The organism is Vibrio sp. 10N.247.311.51 (assembly GCF_041467855.1).
Classification (GTDB): domain Bacteria; phylum Pseudomonadota; class Gammaproteobacteria; order Enterobacterales; family Vibrionaceae; genus Vibrio; species Vibrio coralliirubri.
Genome location: NZ_JBFSVK010000009.1, coordinates 177,406 through 192,592, shown reverse-complemented (window position 1 = coordinate 192,592; position 15,187 = coordinate 177,406). Strand labels below are relative to the sequence as shown.

General features: G+C 44.5%; 16 protein-coding genes. 8 read left to right on the top strand and 8 right to left on the bottom strand.

The annotated features are described in order from the left end of the window. Positions 1–11 precede the first annotated feature (11 nt). Positions 12–830 (top strand): alpha/beta fold hydrolase, encoded by an 819-nt coding sequence (locus AB6E85_RS11125; protein ID WP_372142690.1) that lies wholly within the window; start codon positions 12–14, stop codon positions 828–830. A gap of 119 nt (positions 831–949) precedes the next feature. On the opposite strand, the gene AB6E85_RS11120 is transcribed toward AB6E85_RS11125, so the two are convergent. Next, positions 950–1,072 carry a hypothetical protein gene (locus tag AB6E85_RS11120; RefSeq protein WP_258183960.1) on the bottom strand — a complete coding sequence of 41 codons (123 nt, stop codon included), beginning with the start codon at positions 1,070–1,072 and terminating at the stop codon, positions 950–952. Between the two features lie 59 nt (positions 1,073–1,131). Continuing rightward, on the bottom strand, positions 1,132–1,389 hold the full coding sequence (locus tag AB6E85_RS11115; RefSeq protein ID WP_017085640.1) for a hypothetical protein: 258 nt from the start codon (positions 1,387–1,389) through the stop codon (positions 1,132–1,134). A gap of 637 nt (positions 1,390–2,026) precedes the next feature. On the opposite strand from AB6E85_RS11115, the gene AB6E85_RS11110 reads away from it, so the two are divergent. Next, on the top strand, positions 2,027–2,365 hold the full coding sequence (locus AB6E85_RS11110; RefSeq protein ID WP_048617429.1) for a hypothetical protein: 339 nt from the start codon (positions 2,027–2,029) through the stop codon (positions 2,363–2,365). A gap of 97 nt (positions 2,366–2,462) precedes the next feature. On the opposite strand, the gene AB6E85_RS11105 is transcribed toward AB6E85_RS11110, so the two are convergent. Continuing rightward, a complete protein-coding gene (locus tag AB6E85_RS11105; RefSeq protein WP_372142673.1) occupies positions 2,463–3,971 on the bottom strand; it encodes a DUF3360 domain-containing protein in 1,509 nt (502 codons plus the stop codon). 535 nt (positions 3,972–4,506) lie between these two features. Between AB6E85_RS11105 and AB6E85_RS11100 the strand changes: the two genes are divergently transcribed. Together AB6E85_RS11100 and AB6E85_RS11095 are read left to right on the top strand one after the other, a co-directional pair. Further along, positions 4,507–5,379, top strand: a complete 873-nt coding sequence (locus AB6E85_RS11100) for a patatin-like phospholipase family protein (RefSeq protein WP_372142671.1) — start codon at positions 4,507–4,509, stop codon at positions 5,377–5,379. Between the two features lie 27 nt (positions 5,380–5,406). After that, positions 5,407–5,748 (top strand): hypothetical protein, encoded by a 342-nt coding sequence (locus tag AB6E85_RS11095; protein ID WP_372142669.1) that lies wholly within the window; start codon positions 5,407–5,409, stop codon positions 5,746–5,748. Between the two features lie 90 nt (positions 5,749–5,838). Here AB6E85_RS11095 and AB6E85_RS11090 read toward each other — a convergent pair whose 3' ends face one another. Together AB6E85_RS11090 and AB6E85_RS11085 are read right to left on the bottom strand one after the other, a co-directional pair. Next, positions 5,839–6,750 (bottom strand): hypothetical protein, encoded by a 912-nt coding sequence (locus tag AB6E85_RS11090; RefSeq protein ID WP_372142667.1) that lies wholly within the window; start codon positions 6,748–6,750, stop codon positions 5,839–5,841. 311 nt (positions 6,751–7,061) lie between these two features. Next, positions 7,062–7,970 (bottom strand): dienelactone hydrolase family protein, encoded by a 909-nt coding sequence (locus AB6E85_RS11085; RefSeq protein WP_122082506.1) that lies wholly within the window; start codon positions 7,968–7,970, stop codon positions 7,062–7,064. 409 nt (positions 7,971–8,379) lie between these two features. Between AB6E85_RS11085 and AB6E85_RS11080 the strand changes: the two genes are divergently transcribed. Beyond that, positions 8,380–9,006, top strand: coding sequence for a type II secretion system protein (locus AB6E85_RS11080; protein ID WP_372142666.1), 627 nt, complete (start codon positions 8,380–8,382; stop codon positions 9,004–9,006). Positions 9,007–9,017: 11 nt separating this feature from the next. On the opposite strand, the gene AB6E85_RS11075 is transcribed toward AB6E85_RS11080, so the two are convergent. Then, complete coding sequence (locus AB6E85_RS11075) at positions 9,018–9,473, bottom strand: Lrp/AsnC family transcriptional regulator (RefSeq protein WP_017059083.1); 456 nt, start codon at positions 9,471–9,473, stop codon at positions 9,018–9,020. Between the two features lie 141 nt (positions 9,474–9,614). Between AB6E85_RS11075 and AB6E85_RS11070 the strand changes: the two genes are divergently transcribed. Continuing rightward, positions 9,615–11,426 carry a PLP-dependent aspartate aminotransferase family protein gene (locus tag AB6E85_RS11070; RefSeq protein ID WP_372142664.1) on the top strand — a complete coding sequence of 604 codons (1,812 nt, stop codon included), beginning with the start codon at positions 9,615–9,617 and terminating at the stop codon, positions 11,424–11,426. 138 nt (positions 11,427–11,564) lie between these two features. Here AB6E85_RS11070 and AB6E85_RS11065 read toward each other — a convergent pair whose 3' ends face one another. Continuing rightward, a complete protein-coding gene (locus AB6E85_RS11065) occupies positions 11,565–11,807 on the bottom strand; it encodes a hypothetical protein (protein ID WP_050621544.1) in 243 nt (80 codons plus the stop codon). A gap of 402 nt (positions 11,808–12,209) precedes the next feature. On the opposite strand from AB6E85_RS11065, the gene AB6E85_RS11060 reads away from it, so the two are divergent. Beyond that, complete coding sequence (locus AB6E85_RS11060) at positions 12,210–13,259, top strand: HlyD family secretion protein (RefSeq protein WP_050645352.1); 1,050 nt, start codon at positions 12,210–12,212, stop codon at positions 13,257–13,259. A gap of 12 nt (positions 13,260–13,271) precedes the next feature. After that, complete coding sequence (locus tag AB6E85_RS11055; RefSeq protein ID WP_372142663.1) at positions 13,272–14,294, top strand: DUF2955 domain-containing protein; 1,023 nt, start codon at positions 13,272–13,274, stop codon at positions 14,292–14,294. Here AB6E85_RS11055 and AB6E85_RS11050 read toward each other — a convergent pair. Further along, complete coding sequence (locus tag AB6E85_RS11050) at positions 14,291–15,175, bottom strand: LysR family transcriptional regulator (RefSeq protein ID WP_050649552.1); 885 nt, start codon at positions 15,173–15,175, stop codon at positions 14,291–14,293. The two genes, AB6E85_RS11055 and AB6E85_RS11050, sit on opposite strands and share 4 nt — an antisense overlap. Between the last annotated feature and the right edge of the window lie 12 nt (positions 15,176–15,187).

Here is a 15,187-nt window from a genome sequence, read left to right as displayed (position 1 = left end):
CACTTGGTAGCATGAGTGCCATGGCTCATGATTCAACGGTTAAGTACGGTATTGCTATATCTCACGATGGTGAGCAAATTGCGTATGGCAAAAGTGGGAGTGGGGAGACAGTGTTGATCTTCATCCACGGTTGGAGCTTAGACAGTAGGCTTTGGCAAAACCAAGTGAGTGAGTTTTCAAAGCAGTACCAAGTAATCACCATGGACTTAGCTGGGCACGGTAACTCGTCGTTCAACCGTGAAGAGTACACCATGGTTGCGTTTGCTGAAGACATCAAAGCCGTAATCGAGAAAGAACAACTCGAATCCGTCATCTTAGTTGGGCATTCCATGGCCGGTGGTGTGATTGCAGAAGCCGCTAAACTGATGCCGAAAAGAGTTAAGGGTATTATTGGTGTAGACACATCGCAAAACGTTGCACTTGCGGTTTCACAAAGCGACCTAGATGCAATGACCAAACCGTTTGAAGCAGACTTCCAAGCGGGCATTACTATGTTCGTGAAAGACTCGCTACCAAAAGACGTAGACGAAGATTTACTTTACTGGGTAACGCAAGACATGGCATCAGCACCGCCAGCTATCGCGATAAATCAGTTCCGCCATTATCTAGGCCAATACGTAACAGGCGAAGCACACCGCGTGTATGAGAACGTGAACGTGCCAGTAATATTAGTGAACGCTCGCTTATGGCCAACCGATTCAGAAGCGAACAAGAAACACATCAAAGACTACAGCATTTACTACATTGAAGACTCAGGCCACTTCCCAATGCTTGAGCAACCACAGCAGTTCAACGCAACGTTGATGAAAGCAGTGAAGTCAGTGAAGTAGGGCGGTTGTAGTTGCTAAAAGATGGATGTAATCGTTGATATAAAAACCAAGGCCTCGCATGTGCGGGGCCTTAGTTTTTTAAGTTAAATCGATGGAGCCTGTCAATCTGATAGAGTCCATTATTTTTTGTCTTGAGATTCTTTATATTTTTTTGCAATCCACTCATGCAAATGAAGCCCCGTTTGACGCTTTAGGAATACACTGATACCAGCCAAAATTAACAGTCCAATTATTGTGCCCATAATCATCTCCACGTTTTGTCATTTTTAAATTCAGTTTAATCAATATGTTAGTGTTTTGATTAATCCATTGATTTCATCATTTTATCGATATTAAGCCCACCAAGATCCTCGAGGTTATTCTTAATCTCTTCATCGATTGATAGCTGGCGTTCCACTTTCTTTATTTCCTTCTCAAGAAATTTTTCAACTTCTTGAGATACATTGAACATTAGCCCTTGTTCACGCGCTGCTTTTCTCGCTCGTTTAAGACGAACATCTAAGTCTGATGAGATTTTGATGTTCAGTGATACTTTGGATTGTTTTTTCTGTAATGACATATTGATTCTCAAGTTTAGCTAAAAAATACCATAAACTTTTCTACCTTTTTAGCAAGAATATTTTGGCGTTGACGGACTCGGAAGTGAACAAGAAACACATCAGGGTTTGCAGTGTTTTCTACATTGAAGGGGCAAGCCATTTTCCAGTGCTAGCACAACTCAGCAATTCGACATTACTCTGGTGAAAGCTTTGAAGCTGATGAAATAGGGTAGTTGCACGTGACAATCCCCTCCTAACCTTCCCTTGGTTTACATCTCCAACTTCTTGCTGGCAACGAGAAAGGGGAGGAACTGAATACCGATCGCTACATGTGCTGCTATATGTTCAGCGACAAAGAATGTTCTCCCCCTCGAACGTTAATCTAAAGAGATCGGTGAACATAATTTGAGGGGGAGCTAGAGGGGGAGTTTTTGATGCTAGAATCGTTCAGTACAACGTGACGAAAGCGGTGAAGCCAGTGAAGTAGGGTGCTGTCGTTGTTAAAGGGTAGCTGTAACGGTTCGTTAGAACACTGAGGTCTCGCGATTGCGGTGCCTTCTTGTGTTCCGAGTGAAACTCAATTTCTCCCACGCTCTACACTTGATAGTGATAGAATCCCCGCATCAGAACTATCGAGAATCTAGGTATTTATAAACAATGTTTATCCATCATGTGAACGGCATCGACTGGCTGGTGATTACAGCTTTTGAAGAACTGAAACCGATGTTTATCGAAGATGCTGGTCCTATCCCGTCTTACTTCTCTATTAGCAGTGAATTAAGCCTGATTGATCAAGCCAAGCGCAGCTGTGGGTTTTTACCGACACTTCGTGGCGTCATCACAGATACTGGCACGTACCAAAGCAAAGATCTTGAAGAAGATTTGAACCCACAATTGGCGTGTATCGTTGAAGGGCGTGGGCGCGTTTTCATCTATCACGGCGACTACGTGGCTTTTGTCGATGACGAGCAAACCTTCATTACCCGAATGAATTAAAGCCAGTGAAGTAGGGCTATTAACCCTTGATAGAAAAACTAAGGCCTCGCATGTACGAGGCCTTTGTATTTCTAGCGAAGTTAACGATTAATCTAGCTTAACGAAAGCTTGGGATAATCGCTGGAATCCCTGGTAGAAGGCCAACCAACGCCATGACACTTGTTAGTACAACAAACATAATGCCCGGTAGTACCCAACGGCTCATCTTACTCAGTTCACCACTACGTTCTTTACAGCCAACTAAGCCTAAGTTGTCTAGCAGCATGGTGAGAGACCAACCAAATGCTGGGTTCACAAGCGCTGATGAGAACACAACAATCGCTGCTGACTGTGTGGTTTTTCCTTCACGCGTCATTTCCATTCCAGCTTCTAGCAATGGCACAAATACCCCAACAATCAGCGCCACACACAGTACAGGTTGCCAGATAGCTAAATCCATCGGGTAACCCCAAACTGCGGCGATGATACAGAACAGAGCCGTCAGTAGAGCACCCGCAGGGATAGGGCGTTTTGCAATCGCAGCTGGTACGATGTAGGTACCCCATGAAGAGGTAAAGTTAGTACCGCCAAGAAGCGAGCCGAATGTTTGACGAATAGACGCTGTGGTCATGGTGTCGTCAATGTTCATGTGCACTTTTTCAGTACGCTCTGGGTAGCTGATCTTTTGGAATACTTGATGCCCCAAGAAATCTGGTGACCACATCGCTACGGCTAGAATCGCGAACGGCAGTACTACCATGAAGTGTTCAATCGTCGGTAAGCCTAGCATCCAACCTGTATCCTCTCCCCACCAATACATAGGGTTCATGTTCGGTAGGCCAGGCTCTGTGTGGAAAGCGAATGGGGCACCCATGGCAAATGCAATCGTACCACCCAGCAAGCAGCTAAGAGGTACAGCTAACCAACGCTTACGGAAGTGCTCCAATAGTGCATACAAGATAATGGTGCAGAAGATCACCACAAAAGCGATGTGGCTTATGCCGATGCCTTCTGCCCAAGCGAACAGCTTTTTCACTTGAGAAGCGGTACCCACAAAGCCTAGGTAGAGCAGCAATCCGCCACACACGCCTTTACTGGTGAGGTTAGCCAACATACTGCCGCCTTTACTGATGGCTAACAGCAAGCCAAATGCGCCAATCAACAAGCCAAAGGCCATTGGGTGACCGCCAGCGGCAACAACAATAGGGATTAATGGAATAAGTGGGCCATGTGTACCTGCGAGGTTAGCCGTTGGTAGTAGAAAGCCAGAGAAAAGAATGATGAAGACAGAGGCGATAAGGAGTTCGTATCGAACGTTTTCTAGAATGAAGTCTTCATTTAACCCGAGAGCACCAGCAAAGGTGGTTGCAATCGCGCCCACCATAACCACTTTACCAATGGTCGCGGCCATGGCAGGGATGGTGTCTTCTATCTCAAATCGATAATCTTTAAACGGTAAATTTGGACGCCAGCGCTTAGGCGACATGATTTGTAATTCGTGCTCTAGATACTGTTCTCGGGATTCAAACTCTGAACTTGGTTTGTGTTGTTGTTCATAGGAGAGCTCGTTCTCAATGGTTTGAGGCTTTTCTCTTGGTATATTTACGGACTCTAAAGTACTGCTCATTTTGATTCCTTTCGTTCACACTCTAAGGTGTGTTATTCCAACAAACGTTGTTGACTCACGCAGAAGCGCAAACAATGCGTCAACTTATAATTAAAGATTCATTAACATTTAGTTGTTAGTACCTTATACCAAACCAAAAAAAACAAATAGACTCAGTCGGTTAGACATTAGTCGTAGGGTGAAGGTGCTAGAATGAAAGACTGTAAGTTAGGTGGGGCAGTTTATTGGTAGGGGATGAGCTTTATTGGTAATAAACGAATATCCAACAAGAAATGCTTGGTGCTAAAGCGGCAGATAACGTCCACCAATCAGTGCTTTCTGACGTTTTGGAGGGTGGATGGTGAAACACCCTTCAATGTTGTTCAGCCGTCTGAGACCAAGGTATACGCTAGAAGATAATTTTTACTATCCCAAAATGAAGATGTTCACCAACGACTTTAAGCCTTTTCAAAGCATTACACAGCGTACAGTTATACGAGGTGATATAATTTTTGCCTAAAGCTTTGAAGAGCTAATGAATTAAAGGATTGATACGATGGCAAAAACGATCTCATTGGTACTCGGTAGTGGTGGCGCAAGAGGCTTGGTTCACGTTGGAGTGATCCGTTGGTTAATTGAGCATGGCTATCAGATCAAATCCATCTCTGGCTGTTCAATTGGCGCACTTATCGGTGGTGTCTACGCTGCGGGCAAGTTGGATGAATTTGAAGAGTGGGTCACCAGTATCGACCAAGGGGACATGGCGATGTTGTTGGACTTTTCATGGCAATCGAGTGGTATGTTCAAAGGCGACAAGATCATCGACACACTGCGTGGACTTATCGGCGAGATTTCAATTGAAGATCTGCCTATCCCTTATACCGCCGTTGCCGCTAACGTCGCCGATGAAAAAGAGGTTTGGCTGCAATCAGGTTCTCTGTTTGATGCCATTCGTGCCTCTATCTCTTTGCCATTGTTCTTTACACCTCATGTCGTCAATGGCGAAGAACTCATTGATGGCGGAGTACTCAATCCCGTACCAATTGCGCCTACCTTTGGTGACAACACAGACTTTACACTGGCAGTGAACTTAGGTGGTGAACCTGAAATGCTTCAACAGGAAGTGATACCGGTTTCTCTACCAACGAAAGAGAGCAACCTGCACGAGAAGGTTGTTCACTTTATCGATAATCTAGGTAGCAGCGTAAAAAGTAAAATGAGCTTCAATTTTGCGGCCTACGACATTGCCAACCAAGCGTTTGATGCGATGCAATCGACCATTGCTCGCCAAAAGCTGGCCGCTTATCCTGCCGATATTACGCTTGAGCTGCCACGCAATGCTTGTGGCACTTTAGAGTTTGATCGTTCACAAAAGATGATAGACAGAGGCTACCATTTGGCACAGGCTAAACTGGGCAACCGACTTTAATGTATTTGCAGCTGAATGAGAGTAATTATGGAAACTGAACTCAAAGAATTGGTCACAACAAAAGATGTCATCGTGCTCACAAGCATAGAAGTGCCTGCTGTATCTTGGCTGATAGATAGCTATCAAGAGAATGCTGATATCCAAATTATCGAGAACGCACACCAGTTAGATACTGAGGCGATTTTGTCGCAATGCCGAAGCTGCCTTAGTGAAAGTAAAAAGGTGATACTCACCGCGCAGTTTCGCAGCCAGCTGCCTATCATCAATATCGCTTCACTGTGTAATGAGAAGCGCAAATCATTGATCAATATTGAGTTATCAGGCTGGGATGAAGAAAGTCGCGTTCCTCATTCTTATAGTAGTTTCTAGCTTATATTTGTTGCTAGAGAGAAAAACAAAGGCCTCGCGTGTGCGAGGCCTTTATGAACTAGAGTAACTCGATAGATACTGAGTCCGTGGTTAGTCATTCCGAGTCATATTCGCCATTTGCCCCAACATACCATCTTCGCCAAAATGGAATGTCTCAAGCTGGGCTCTGGGCGTGGAACTCGATTTAATCGAACTTGTATGCAGAGCTTCATCTTTTGTGTTCGCGGCATAAAGTTGTCCTGAAAATGGGATGCTGGTGTCGTAATTTTCAAACCATGCAGCCATTGCTTCCGTTAGCAAATTGTCAGACTTGTCGACATGCGCTAAGTAAGAGCTATGGTTGGCAAATATTCTCAAGTCGTGAACCAAATTAGGTGTGTTTTCATCTGGGAAGACAGCAGCCATCAAGATACCTGGAATCTTTTGGTACCACATGTCACATACGGTCTGGAATGAAGTGCCTAGATTCTGTATTCGGCCAGGTTTTACATAACGCGTAGTAAACCCAAACAACGGAGGACCTTCTTCTCTACCGCCATCAGGTTTCATGAAGCCTACGATACTATTCTTAAATTCGTAGCGTACGCCTGAAACAGCTTGAGTTTTCGTTCTTGTCTCTTCATCCCACCCGCCATACACAGCTAAAGTGTCTTGGCTTTCAGATGAGAAATCATACATATCCCACAAAGGTTCTCCTTGAGTAGGGCGAGACAAGTAATCGTTAAACGTTCGGGCACTTCGTATCCATAAAATATGCCAGTATGCCAAAGGATCTTCTTTATCAGGAAAGGCAAAGATTGCTTTTATGTCTGGGTTTTCTTCGTAAGCTGATTTGGAGAAAGCTTGAAATGCACTATTAAATTCACCAAGTTTTTCTTTTTTAATACGACGCTTACCATAAACAAGAATCGGTGTTATTTGTGCCGAGCCAGGTATTACAGCAGTTTCTTCAAACTGAGATGAAACTCGGCTTACTTGCTCTTTATTATCTTTAGGTTGCATGCCTTCTCCTAACTGAGTTACCACTTCTATCTATAATTAATAGCTGAAGTTCAATTTAATTCGCGTAGAACGAACATCTCTTATTTGTTCTGAGTGAAATACAAAGCCTAGATACAAAAAAACCTCTGGCGATGACTCACTCAGAGGTTTTTTGACGACGCAAAAGCCTACCCCCTGAGTAACCTCATGGTGGTAGTGGTGGTTTTTGCATTTAGGTCAATTCTGTTCATAGGACAAATTAGTAACACCTTCCAGATAACTGCACAATGTAAATTTAGATTTCACAACAGATCAAATTACTCTATTGCCTATTAAGAAAGCTTTTGGTTAAAGAACTCAAGTGTACGTTTCCAAGCTAACTCTGCTTCTTCTTCAGCATAGCGGCCAGTTGAATCGTTATGGAAGCCATGGTTCACGCCGTCATAGATGTAAGCTGTGTAGTCTGCTTCGTTCTCTTTGAGTTCGGCTTCATAATCTGGCCAAGTTGCGTTCACACGTTTATCGATTCCCGCAAATTGGATGAGCAATGGTCCTTTTACGTTCTTTCTCAAATCTGGTGCGGCAGGAGTACCATAGAACGGAACGCCCGCATCGAGTTGCTCTGGCATTACCGCCGCCAACATATTTACGATATAGCCACCGAAGCAGAAACCGACTGCGCCTAGCTTGCCGTTACTTTTTTCATGGGACTTCAAGAAGTTTGCAGCTGCGATAAAGTCTTCTTCGATTTTCTCTCGTGATAGCGACTTCTGCATTGTTCGACCTTCATCATCATTACCTGGATACCCACCAAGCGAATAGAGTGCATCAGGTGCAAACGCAATAAAACCCGCCGTTGCGAGTCGTCTTGCCACATCCTTTATGTATGGATTTAGGCCTCTATTTTCATGAATGACCAATACAACAGGCGCATTGCCCTCTAACTCTTTGGGTACAACCAAGTAGCCATAGCCTTCGCCGTGTCCTTTAGGTGAAGGAAACTTCTCGTAAGTTGCTTTGATGGAAGGATCATTGAAAGAGACTTGCTCTGCCTGCGCATAATTAGGAATCAATGCAGAAGTTAGCGTCGTCATGGTTAAGCCAAGTACAGCTAGCCCAGAGAGACGAGCCATAAACTCTCTGCGATCAATCAGGCCGTGTGCATATTCGTCGTACCAATCAAATGCTTCTTGAGGGATAGATCGAGTTGGGGCTGATTGAGATTCGGTATTTGGATTCATAACTTTTCCTTGTTGTGAGCTGTTTAACCAATCAACTATAGTGGAAAATTTAATATAGTTGAACGATCGCTCAATAACTTTTGAACTATTTGTTATATCAAAGTACAAAAATTAGATGACAGTCCGATAAAACGATCACTTCGAATCGATTCCCATCGCTTTGGTTTGTTTACGGAGTAATTCAAGACAAGGTTGATGTAAGGGGTTAAGTCAGTGAAGTAGGGTGTGATGATTGTTTGTTTTTAGGGAGGTTCTAGCTCTAAGTTGGGCACATCAGAGCTAGGCTCGTTTCCCGCAGGCATGGACAAGTACGTTTCAATGCAAAACGCTCGATTTTACTCTGGTATAATCTTTTCCATAGGGACGACCTTAGCGTTATAAGAACCTTCTTGATGAGAGATAAAAATAGATGTTGAAACTTTTGCGTCAGATAAAAAAATGGAAACTTGTAACGTTTGGCTTATTGATGCTCATTGCCGCTTTTTTTATCTACAACCCGTTCGGGAACCGTATGTCCCGTGTCGACGAGGCAAAATTTCTAATCGGGCAACTGAATACTGTTTTGGATGCTGCTGAGCAATATTCTCGTGATAATGGCTCTTTGCCTCCGATTACTTCCGATACCGATACGAATTTCGGCTACTTAAACATCAATCACTTAATCGAAACCCCGGGCTTATCCACATGGCAAGGGCCATACCTACCTTATGACGATACATGGATAGGTGGCGATCAGTACATCGACCACCCAGATTACATAGCAACGCAATTACTGCTTAAGGAAAAGGATAGCCTTTGGGTAAGAGGAAGCTCCGAGACAGGTTGCGAATCGTCATCATCCACTTGCTCTGTTGCAGCTTGTATCTGGTTGGTACCAACAAAAGTCGCACAAGAAATTAATAAGATTGTGGACGGCAGTTCGAGTATAGAAAGCTCAGATGCGACAGGAAAAATACGTTACGACAAAGCTTTTGGTGGCGCTCTTATCTGTATGATTGGAGACGACTATCCAATGCCATCAGCACAGCTAAATTAAGTCGTGTCTAATTATCTCACTGGCAACTTGGTCTTAGTTTTTACCTGACCGAAGGCGAAGCTGGATTCAATAGAAGCAATATTGGGTAGGCGAGTTAGTTGTTTACGGATGAACTGCTCGTAGCTTTTTAGCGACTCACTGACGACATGCAATAGGTAGTCATGATTGCCCGTCATCAGAAAACACTCTAACACCTCGTCAATCACTTCAATGTGCTGCTCAAAGTCTCGCATGTTCTCTTCTGTCGGCTTTTCAAGTTTCACCAACACAAACACATTGACTGGCAGGCCACACGCTTCTTGGTCGACACTGGCGTGGTAACCACGAATTATCCCTTGTTTCTCTAATGCTCGAACTCGACGCAAACAAGGAGAGGGCGACAGTGCCACTCGATCGGCCAACTCTTGGTTAGACAGCCGAGCGTTGTTTTGCAGTTCAGCCAGTATTTTCTTGTCGATCTCGTCCATTAGCATATCCCATCAATATTCAAGTTTATTTGGCAATATTATTGCTCAAAGTGTATGTCTTACTTCGCAAATAGCAATTTTTGACATCTGCGTAAAACTAAAATTAAAGGAGGACAACAAGCATGGAATGACTTAAGAACTATGAATACTTCAACTCAACTTAGCCCGCTGCGTAAAACCACTAAACACGAACAAGCAGAAGCCCTTGCCATTGAGCAAGCAAAGCATTTTGGTATCGACCCAAACAGTGATTACGGCGTCACGCTTATCGAACTGGCGACGACACTGTACCAAGCCAATACCAAGACACACGACCTTTGGGCATTGACCGTTGATGGACTTTCAGAGCTCGATAAAAGTGACCGAATCGCTTGGTTTAACGCTAAACGTTTTTTGTCATTTCAGATCGCAAAGATCCTCGACAACCTGCAAAACCCAATGCGCGCCACTTACCAATCTATTGCCACCAATAATGGTAATTTTGCGTCTAAAGGTGCGTATCCTATCTTTGATAATGTTGCTGCTATATTTTCTGCAAGCCCTGTGATTACACGTACCGCGACCTATTTGTTTGCGTGTACAGAATGGATTGAAGATGCGTTTAACGGTAAAGAGCCGTTGCACGATATCTATTCTCGACTGCTTAACCCTACATCGATTTCACTGGCTAACCACATGGTTGACCTTGAAGCAGGATCTAGAGCTAACGAGTACCTTGCGTGGAACTTTAATTCGGGCATGGCGGCTATTGATGGGTTGCTGAGCCATTTGCTCGGGCATGAAGATATAGTCTTGGCTTCACGCAACATCTACGGCGGTTCTTACCAGCTGTTGGAAGATTGGTTTGGTAAACCTTCTAATCTGAATGTCGCGGTAGAGTGGGTGGATGGTTACTCCGGTGATGAGTTTGCCACTCGCCTTGATGAGGTTGCTCATAAATACGCAGATCGCATCGCTGCGGGTAAGAAAATCTACGTCTACCTAGAGTCACCGTGTAACCCGCATGGATACGTGTTGGATGTTGCTAGCATCAGTAAAGCTGGTCACTCTCGTGGTTGGGATGTGATTGTTGACTCAACAGTGGGAACGCCTTTATTACACCCAGTACTAAAACGCGATGATGTGATGGAAAGACCTGATTACGTGATTCACTCTTACACCAAAGAACTGGCGGGTTCTGGTACCACAACTGCCGGGGTTGTGATTGGCCGCAACGAGACTATGTTTGTGCCAAAAGGAGATGAGGTCACTTTCACCAAGCCCAACGGTGATGAGGCCAAAATCCCATGGAACGAAACGCTGTTTTGGAATGTGTACTACATTAAGGGCGCATTCCTAGACGCAGACAAAGCGTTTGAAGTGCTCAATGGAATGAAAACCTATGAGATGCGCGTGGTGCAGAAAACGATTAATACACTGACTCTCGCAAAGATCTTTGATGCTCACCCAGACATCAATGTGTCGTGTCCAGCTCTGCCAGACAGCGATAACTATGAACACTGCCAGAACAACATGTACTTGGGATTGCCAGCCGCGCTTTTCACTATCGATATGGAAGGCAACGGCGATCGTGCGCCAATCAATCGAAGTGGGTTCAAACAGTTCTTCGACATGCTTGAGCCAGCAATCGGCATGCAAGTCAGTTTAGGGCAAACCAATACCGTGGCGCTGTGTCCAGCACTGACTACGCACTCAGAACTCACTGATGAAGCGCTCAATGAAGCAGGCATCAAACCGACCACAATGCGTATCTCTATCGGCTTAGAAGACCCTAGAATGTTCATTGCTCATATTGTCGAGGCCGCTAAATTGTCGATTGACCGCAACCACGCAGACTTCTCATCGAGTTTCCCGAGTGGTGACAGTATCGATGAAATCTATATGCAAACTTATATGGATGTACACCAGAGGTTTGTGAAGAGCTTGCCGAAGTTTAGTCAGCTGAGTCAGTAACTTAGGTCAGTAAGGAAAGTTAACAAAAGAAGTCAGTTAAAAGGCAGTCAATAAAAAAGTACCCTGCTGACTCAGTAGTCGGTAGGGTGCTTTCTCGATATAGAACCAAGTGACCATATTGGTTTACTAAGTCGCTTACTATTTAGGCTGGTGGCCTGTCTTCTTCGCAAGCTCTTGCATAGCCTCGGCAAACGTAGTTGTTCCGCCTTTCGCTTTAACCTGAACCACCTTATATCCTTGGCTTTCCAGTGCTTGGCGCTCTGCTAAAACGGCTTTGTCATCTGGCTGACTGCCTTGGACAGGTTGATGAATGTAACATCCTTCTAATTGACCATCTTCGACCAGTTGGTGATGTTTCAGTGCATTGATATCAAAATTCATAGTAAGTCTTTTCGCTTTAAATGGAGAGTCTCTGTGGCAAAGGCCGCGAGTCTTTATAATTTTATGGTTTGTACAATAGGCATTTTAACCATAAGAAGCCAGTGCCAATTAAGTAATCTAATGGAATGTAACTGTGTACGGTTTACTTCTTCAATCTCTTATTGCTCGTAGGGAGGGTGAGGAACGGAATTCTAACGTTTCAATACACCCTTATCTGACCTTTTTGCTCAACTATTGAGCGAAATCGGTACAGATTATCAACCTTTCCAAATGTGGAATCCACACTTCTTTTATTGGCTATATTTTCCATTTGTGAATGGTTATAACCTAGTTTTCGTAGAAAAGAGAATCGAATAAGCCGTGAGCGCGGCGCGTCATAATGAATGAAAACTAGGCACAAGCATGAACGAAAATTTTTATAGATACGCGATTTACACTGTTTTTTCAGCGGCAGCATTGTTCTCCGCTTTTTTAGTCACCTCAGATAATGTTTCCCCTTTCACCACTCAAGCGACTTTGTATCGTAACGTGGCGACCATTGCGCCAGAAGTGTCCGGTGTGATTACCGATGTCATGGTTAGTAATGGCGAGTTGGTTGAAAAAGGTCAGCCATTATTTGCTATCGATGCCAGTAGCTACCAATTGAAAGTGGCACAAGCGAAAGCCGAACTGCATCAAGCGCGTGATTCTGACTCGGCGAAATGGCAGCAATTAGCAGCAGCGAAACAAACACAAAGCCAACGAGAATTCGAATATCACAACGCGAAACAGAAACTTGCACGTAACCAGAAACTGCGTAACAAAGGGCTCGCGACGGAACAAGACCTTGATGACGCAATCACCAATACACAAGTTGCGAGTAGTGCGGTTGAAGCTGCGAACGCGGAAGTGAAACGTATTGAAGTTGAGTTATCGACCCAAGACCGCACAGCGGCCATTGAATTAGCAGAAGCAAAACTGGCCAGTGCGGAACTGGATTTAGGCCACACTCAAGTCGTCGCGCAAACGGAAGGTGTCGTGACCAACTTACAATTGCAATCGGGCAGTTATATCACTCAAGGTACTTCATCATTACTGCTGGTGGACGAAGCTCATGCGTGGATCAGTGCGGACTTCAATGAGAAAGGCATTGATAAGCTTACTAATGGCCGCGAAGTTTTGGTCTCTTTTGATGCGCTACCGGGCAAAGTCTTTACGGGGGAAGTGAGTAGCCAAGAGCGTGCGATTTACGACACCAATAACACCAATGGCAAACTGTCTAGCGTGACTAATGATACGCGTTGGATCCGTGAGCAACAGAAAGTACGTACCCGCATTACCGTTAACGAACTGGATCCTTCGATGATCTCAGGTTCACGAGCGAGTGTGATTGTTGAAAGCGGTAACCCAATAATGCACGTTATTGGCTCTGCTTGGATTCACTTGGTTTCAATATTTCGCTACATCTACTAGTAGGAGATGACGATGTGGACATTTGAAAACACCGCACAGGGTCATTCTCAACGTAATGAAGCGCTGCGTGTCGCACTTACTGTGGCGATTTGTATGGTGTTGGGAAAGCTACTAAACCTTGACTCTCCCGTTTATCTGGCGTTGTATCCAACCATCATCATGACCAAGAACAAAGATTACTCTTGGCTTGGCTTGATCCGTACCTTGGCACCCACTTTATTGGCAGCAAGTACAGCATTGGTGGTGACTGAGGTATTTTCACAGCATCCGTTTGTGGTGTGGACCATTAGCCTGTTCTTCTTCGACTTTATGCGTCGTCGAGCCACTACGCCAGCGAAGAAAGGTAAAATGTTGATGCCAACCTTCAACTGGATTTTGATTGTGGTGTTTGCTCAGCACACCACCATGGATATGCCGATGCGTATTCATGAAATTTTGGTATCCATGTTGATTACCATGGTCGTAGCAAAAACCATGGTGGCTTTGTTCTCTGTTGAGCAAGGAAGCAAGCCCCCTGTATTCAAAGAACAGCTTGTCACATTTGAGAGCAGAGCAATTTCACTCGCGTTGATTGGTCTCGGTTTAGCATTCTTGATGATCGTTGACATCATCTCAGCAACGTTCTGTATGGTTCCAGTGATTGCCGCTGCAACCCAAACCACGCACAAAAGCTTTATTGACGTGGTTGACCGCCGTTTTCAAACTCAAGTAGGCGGCTGTGCAGTAGCCGTGGTGTTCACCTTGTTGATGGCAGGGCATCAGTCTACATTCGGTTACTACACCATAGTGTTGGGTTTATTTACCTTTATGATCACCGCATCAATGGCCAAAGCGAAAGGTCTAGCCAAAGACGTTCATGCCGATGCGTTATTAGCGACCATGCTGCCGATTCAGTTGTATATGACCAGTAGCAATTTAGGGTTGGAAAGTACCTTCCTACGCGCTTGGGAGCTGGCTGTGACTTTGTTTGTGCTGTGGGCTTTGTGTCATTTTGTTCGTAAGCCTAATGGTGAAGAGCCGGCACTCGTTCGCTAATAATCAAATCCGGCCAACCGATTATGGTCTGATTTGATTGCGCCTTTCATAAAATTAAAAAATGCTTTTACTCTGGCTGAATCTTCTAAATCTTTATGAGTCATCATCCATAGGTCTGTATTTTGGTGCATCACTTCCATATCTACTCTGTGCAGAGTTCCCTTACTGTTACCTAAAAAACAAGGTAAGTAGGCTAGTCCCATCTGATTTTCAGCCGCGATGATCAGGGGCTCAAAAGAGTCGGCTTTCATGACAATTTTGTCTTCTGAAATCAGTTCAGAAACCTGTAGCGAAGCACTGCCTCTATGCATCATTAACCAAGAAGCGGACTTTAAGGGGTGCTTACTCTTAAGGCCATTTATATATTCAGGCGATCCGTAAACACCAAAGGCAATTTTACTTAACTTGGTCCCAACCAAATGGGCTGGCAACTCATTTGCCGGGCGAATCGCGATATCTGCATCTAGGTGTGAAATATCCAATTGACGAGATGTGAGGCTGAGTTCTAACTGAATTTTTGGATAAAGCCGATGAAAAGCAGCCAAGTGAGTACCCAGAATGAGGCGAGATAACGCATCGGTCGTCGTTATTCTTAGCGTTCCTTCTAGCTTCAATTCCTGTCCAAAAATCTTGTGTTCTAATTCTCTTACTGTGGATTCGATAGCGAGAGCTGACTCCAGAAGCTTTTGTCCTTCAACCGTTAGTTTGTATCCGGTAGGAAGCTTATGGAAGATTCGTAATTTGTGACGATACTCAAAGGTGTCAATACGACGTAAAACGGTGCTGTGGTTTACACCAAGTGCTCTTGCCGCGGCCGACAGGGAGCCTTCATTCGCCACTGTAAGAACATATTGCAGGTCATCCCATCTTATGTTGTGCATTTGCGCATATCC

Excerpts from the sequence above, each read along its gene's own strand:
- AB6E85_RS11100 (WP_372142671.1), top strand. The coding sequence starts at position 4,507 with ATGGCAAAAACGATCTCATTGGTACTCGGTAGTGGTGGCGCAAGAGGC.
- AB6E85_RS11110 (WP_048617429.1), top strand. The coding sequence starts at position 2,027 with ATGTTTATCCATCATGTGAACGGCATCGACTGGCTGGTGATTACAGCT.
- AB6E85_RS11060 (WP_050645352.1), top strand. The coding sequence starts at position 12,210 with ATGAACGAAAATTTTTATAGATACGCGATTTACACTGTTTTTTCAGCG.
- AB6E85_RS11120 (WP_258183960.1), bottom strand. The coding sequence starts at position 1,072 with ATGGGCACAATAATTGGACTGTTAATTTTGGCTGGTATCAGTGTATTC.
- AB6E85_RS11090 (WP_372142667.1), bottom strand. The coding sequence starts at position 6,750 with ATGCAACCTAAAGATAATAAAGAGCAAGTAAGCCGAGTTTCATCTCAG.
- AB6E85_RS11055 (WP_372142663.1), top strand. The coding sequence starts at position 13,272 with ATGTGGACATTTGAAAACACCGCACAGGGTCATTCTCAACGTAATGAA.
- AB6E85_RS11080 (WP_372142666.1), top strand. The coding sequence starts at position 8,380 with ATGTTGAAACTTTTGCGTCAGATAAAAAAATGGAAACTTGTAACGTTT.
- AB6E85_RS11125 (WP_372142690.1), top strand. The coding sequence starts at position 12 with ATGAGTGCCATGGCTCATGATTCAACGGTTAAGTACGGTATTGCTATA.
- AB6E85_RS11095 (WP_372142669.1), top strand. The coding sequence starts at position 5,407 with ATGGAAACTGAACTCAAAGAATTGGTCACAACAAAAGATGTCATCGTG.
- AB6E85_RS11105 (WP_372142673.1), bottom strand. The coding sequence starts at position 3,971 with ATGAGCAGTACTTTAGAGTCCGTAAATATACCAAGAGAAAAGCCTCAA.
- AB6E85_RS11065 (WP_050621544.1), bottom strand. The coding sequence starts at position 11,807 with ATGAATTTTGATATCAATGCACTGAAACATCACCAACTGGTCGAAGAT.
- AB6E85_RS11115 (WP_017085640.1), bottom strand. The coding sequence starts at position 1,389 with ATGTCATTACAGAAAAAACAATCCAAAGTATCACTGAACATCAAAATC.
- AB6E85_RS11085 (WP_122082506.1), bottom strand. The coding sequence starts at position 7,970 with ATGAATCCAAATACCGAATCTCAATCAGCCCCAACTCGATCTATCCCT.
- AB6E85_RS11070 (WP_372142664.1), top strand. The coding sequence starts at position 9,615 with ATGAATACTTCAACTCAACTTAGCCCGCTGCGTAAAACCACTAAACAC.
- AB6E85_RS11050 (WP_050649552.1), bottom strand. The coding sequence starts at position 15,175 with ATGCACAACATAAGATGGGATGACCTGCAATATGTTCTTACAGTGGCG.
- AB6E85_RS11075 (WP_017059083.1), bottom strand. The coding sequence starts at position 9,473 with ATGGACGAGATCGACAAGAAAATACTGGCTGAACTGCAAAACAACGCT.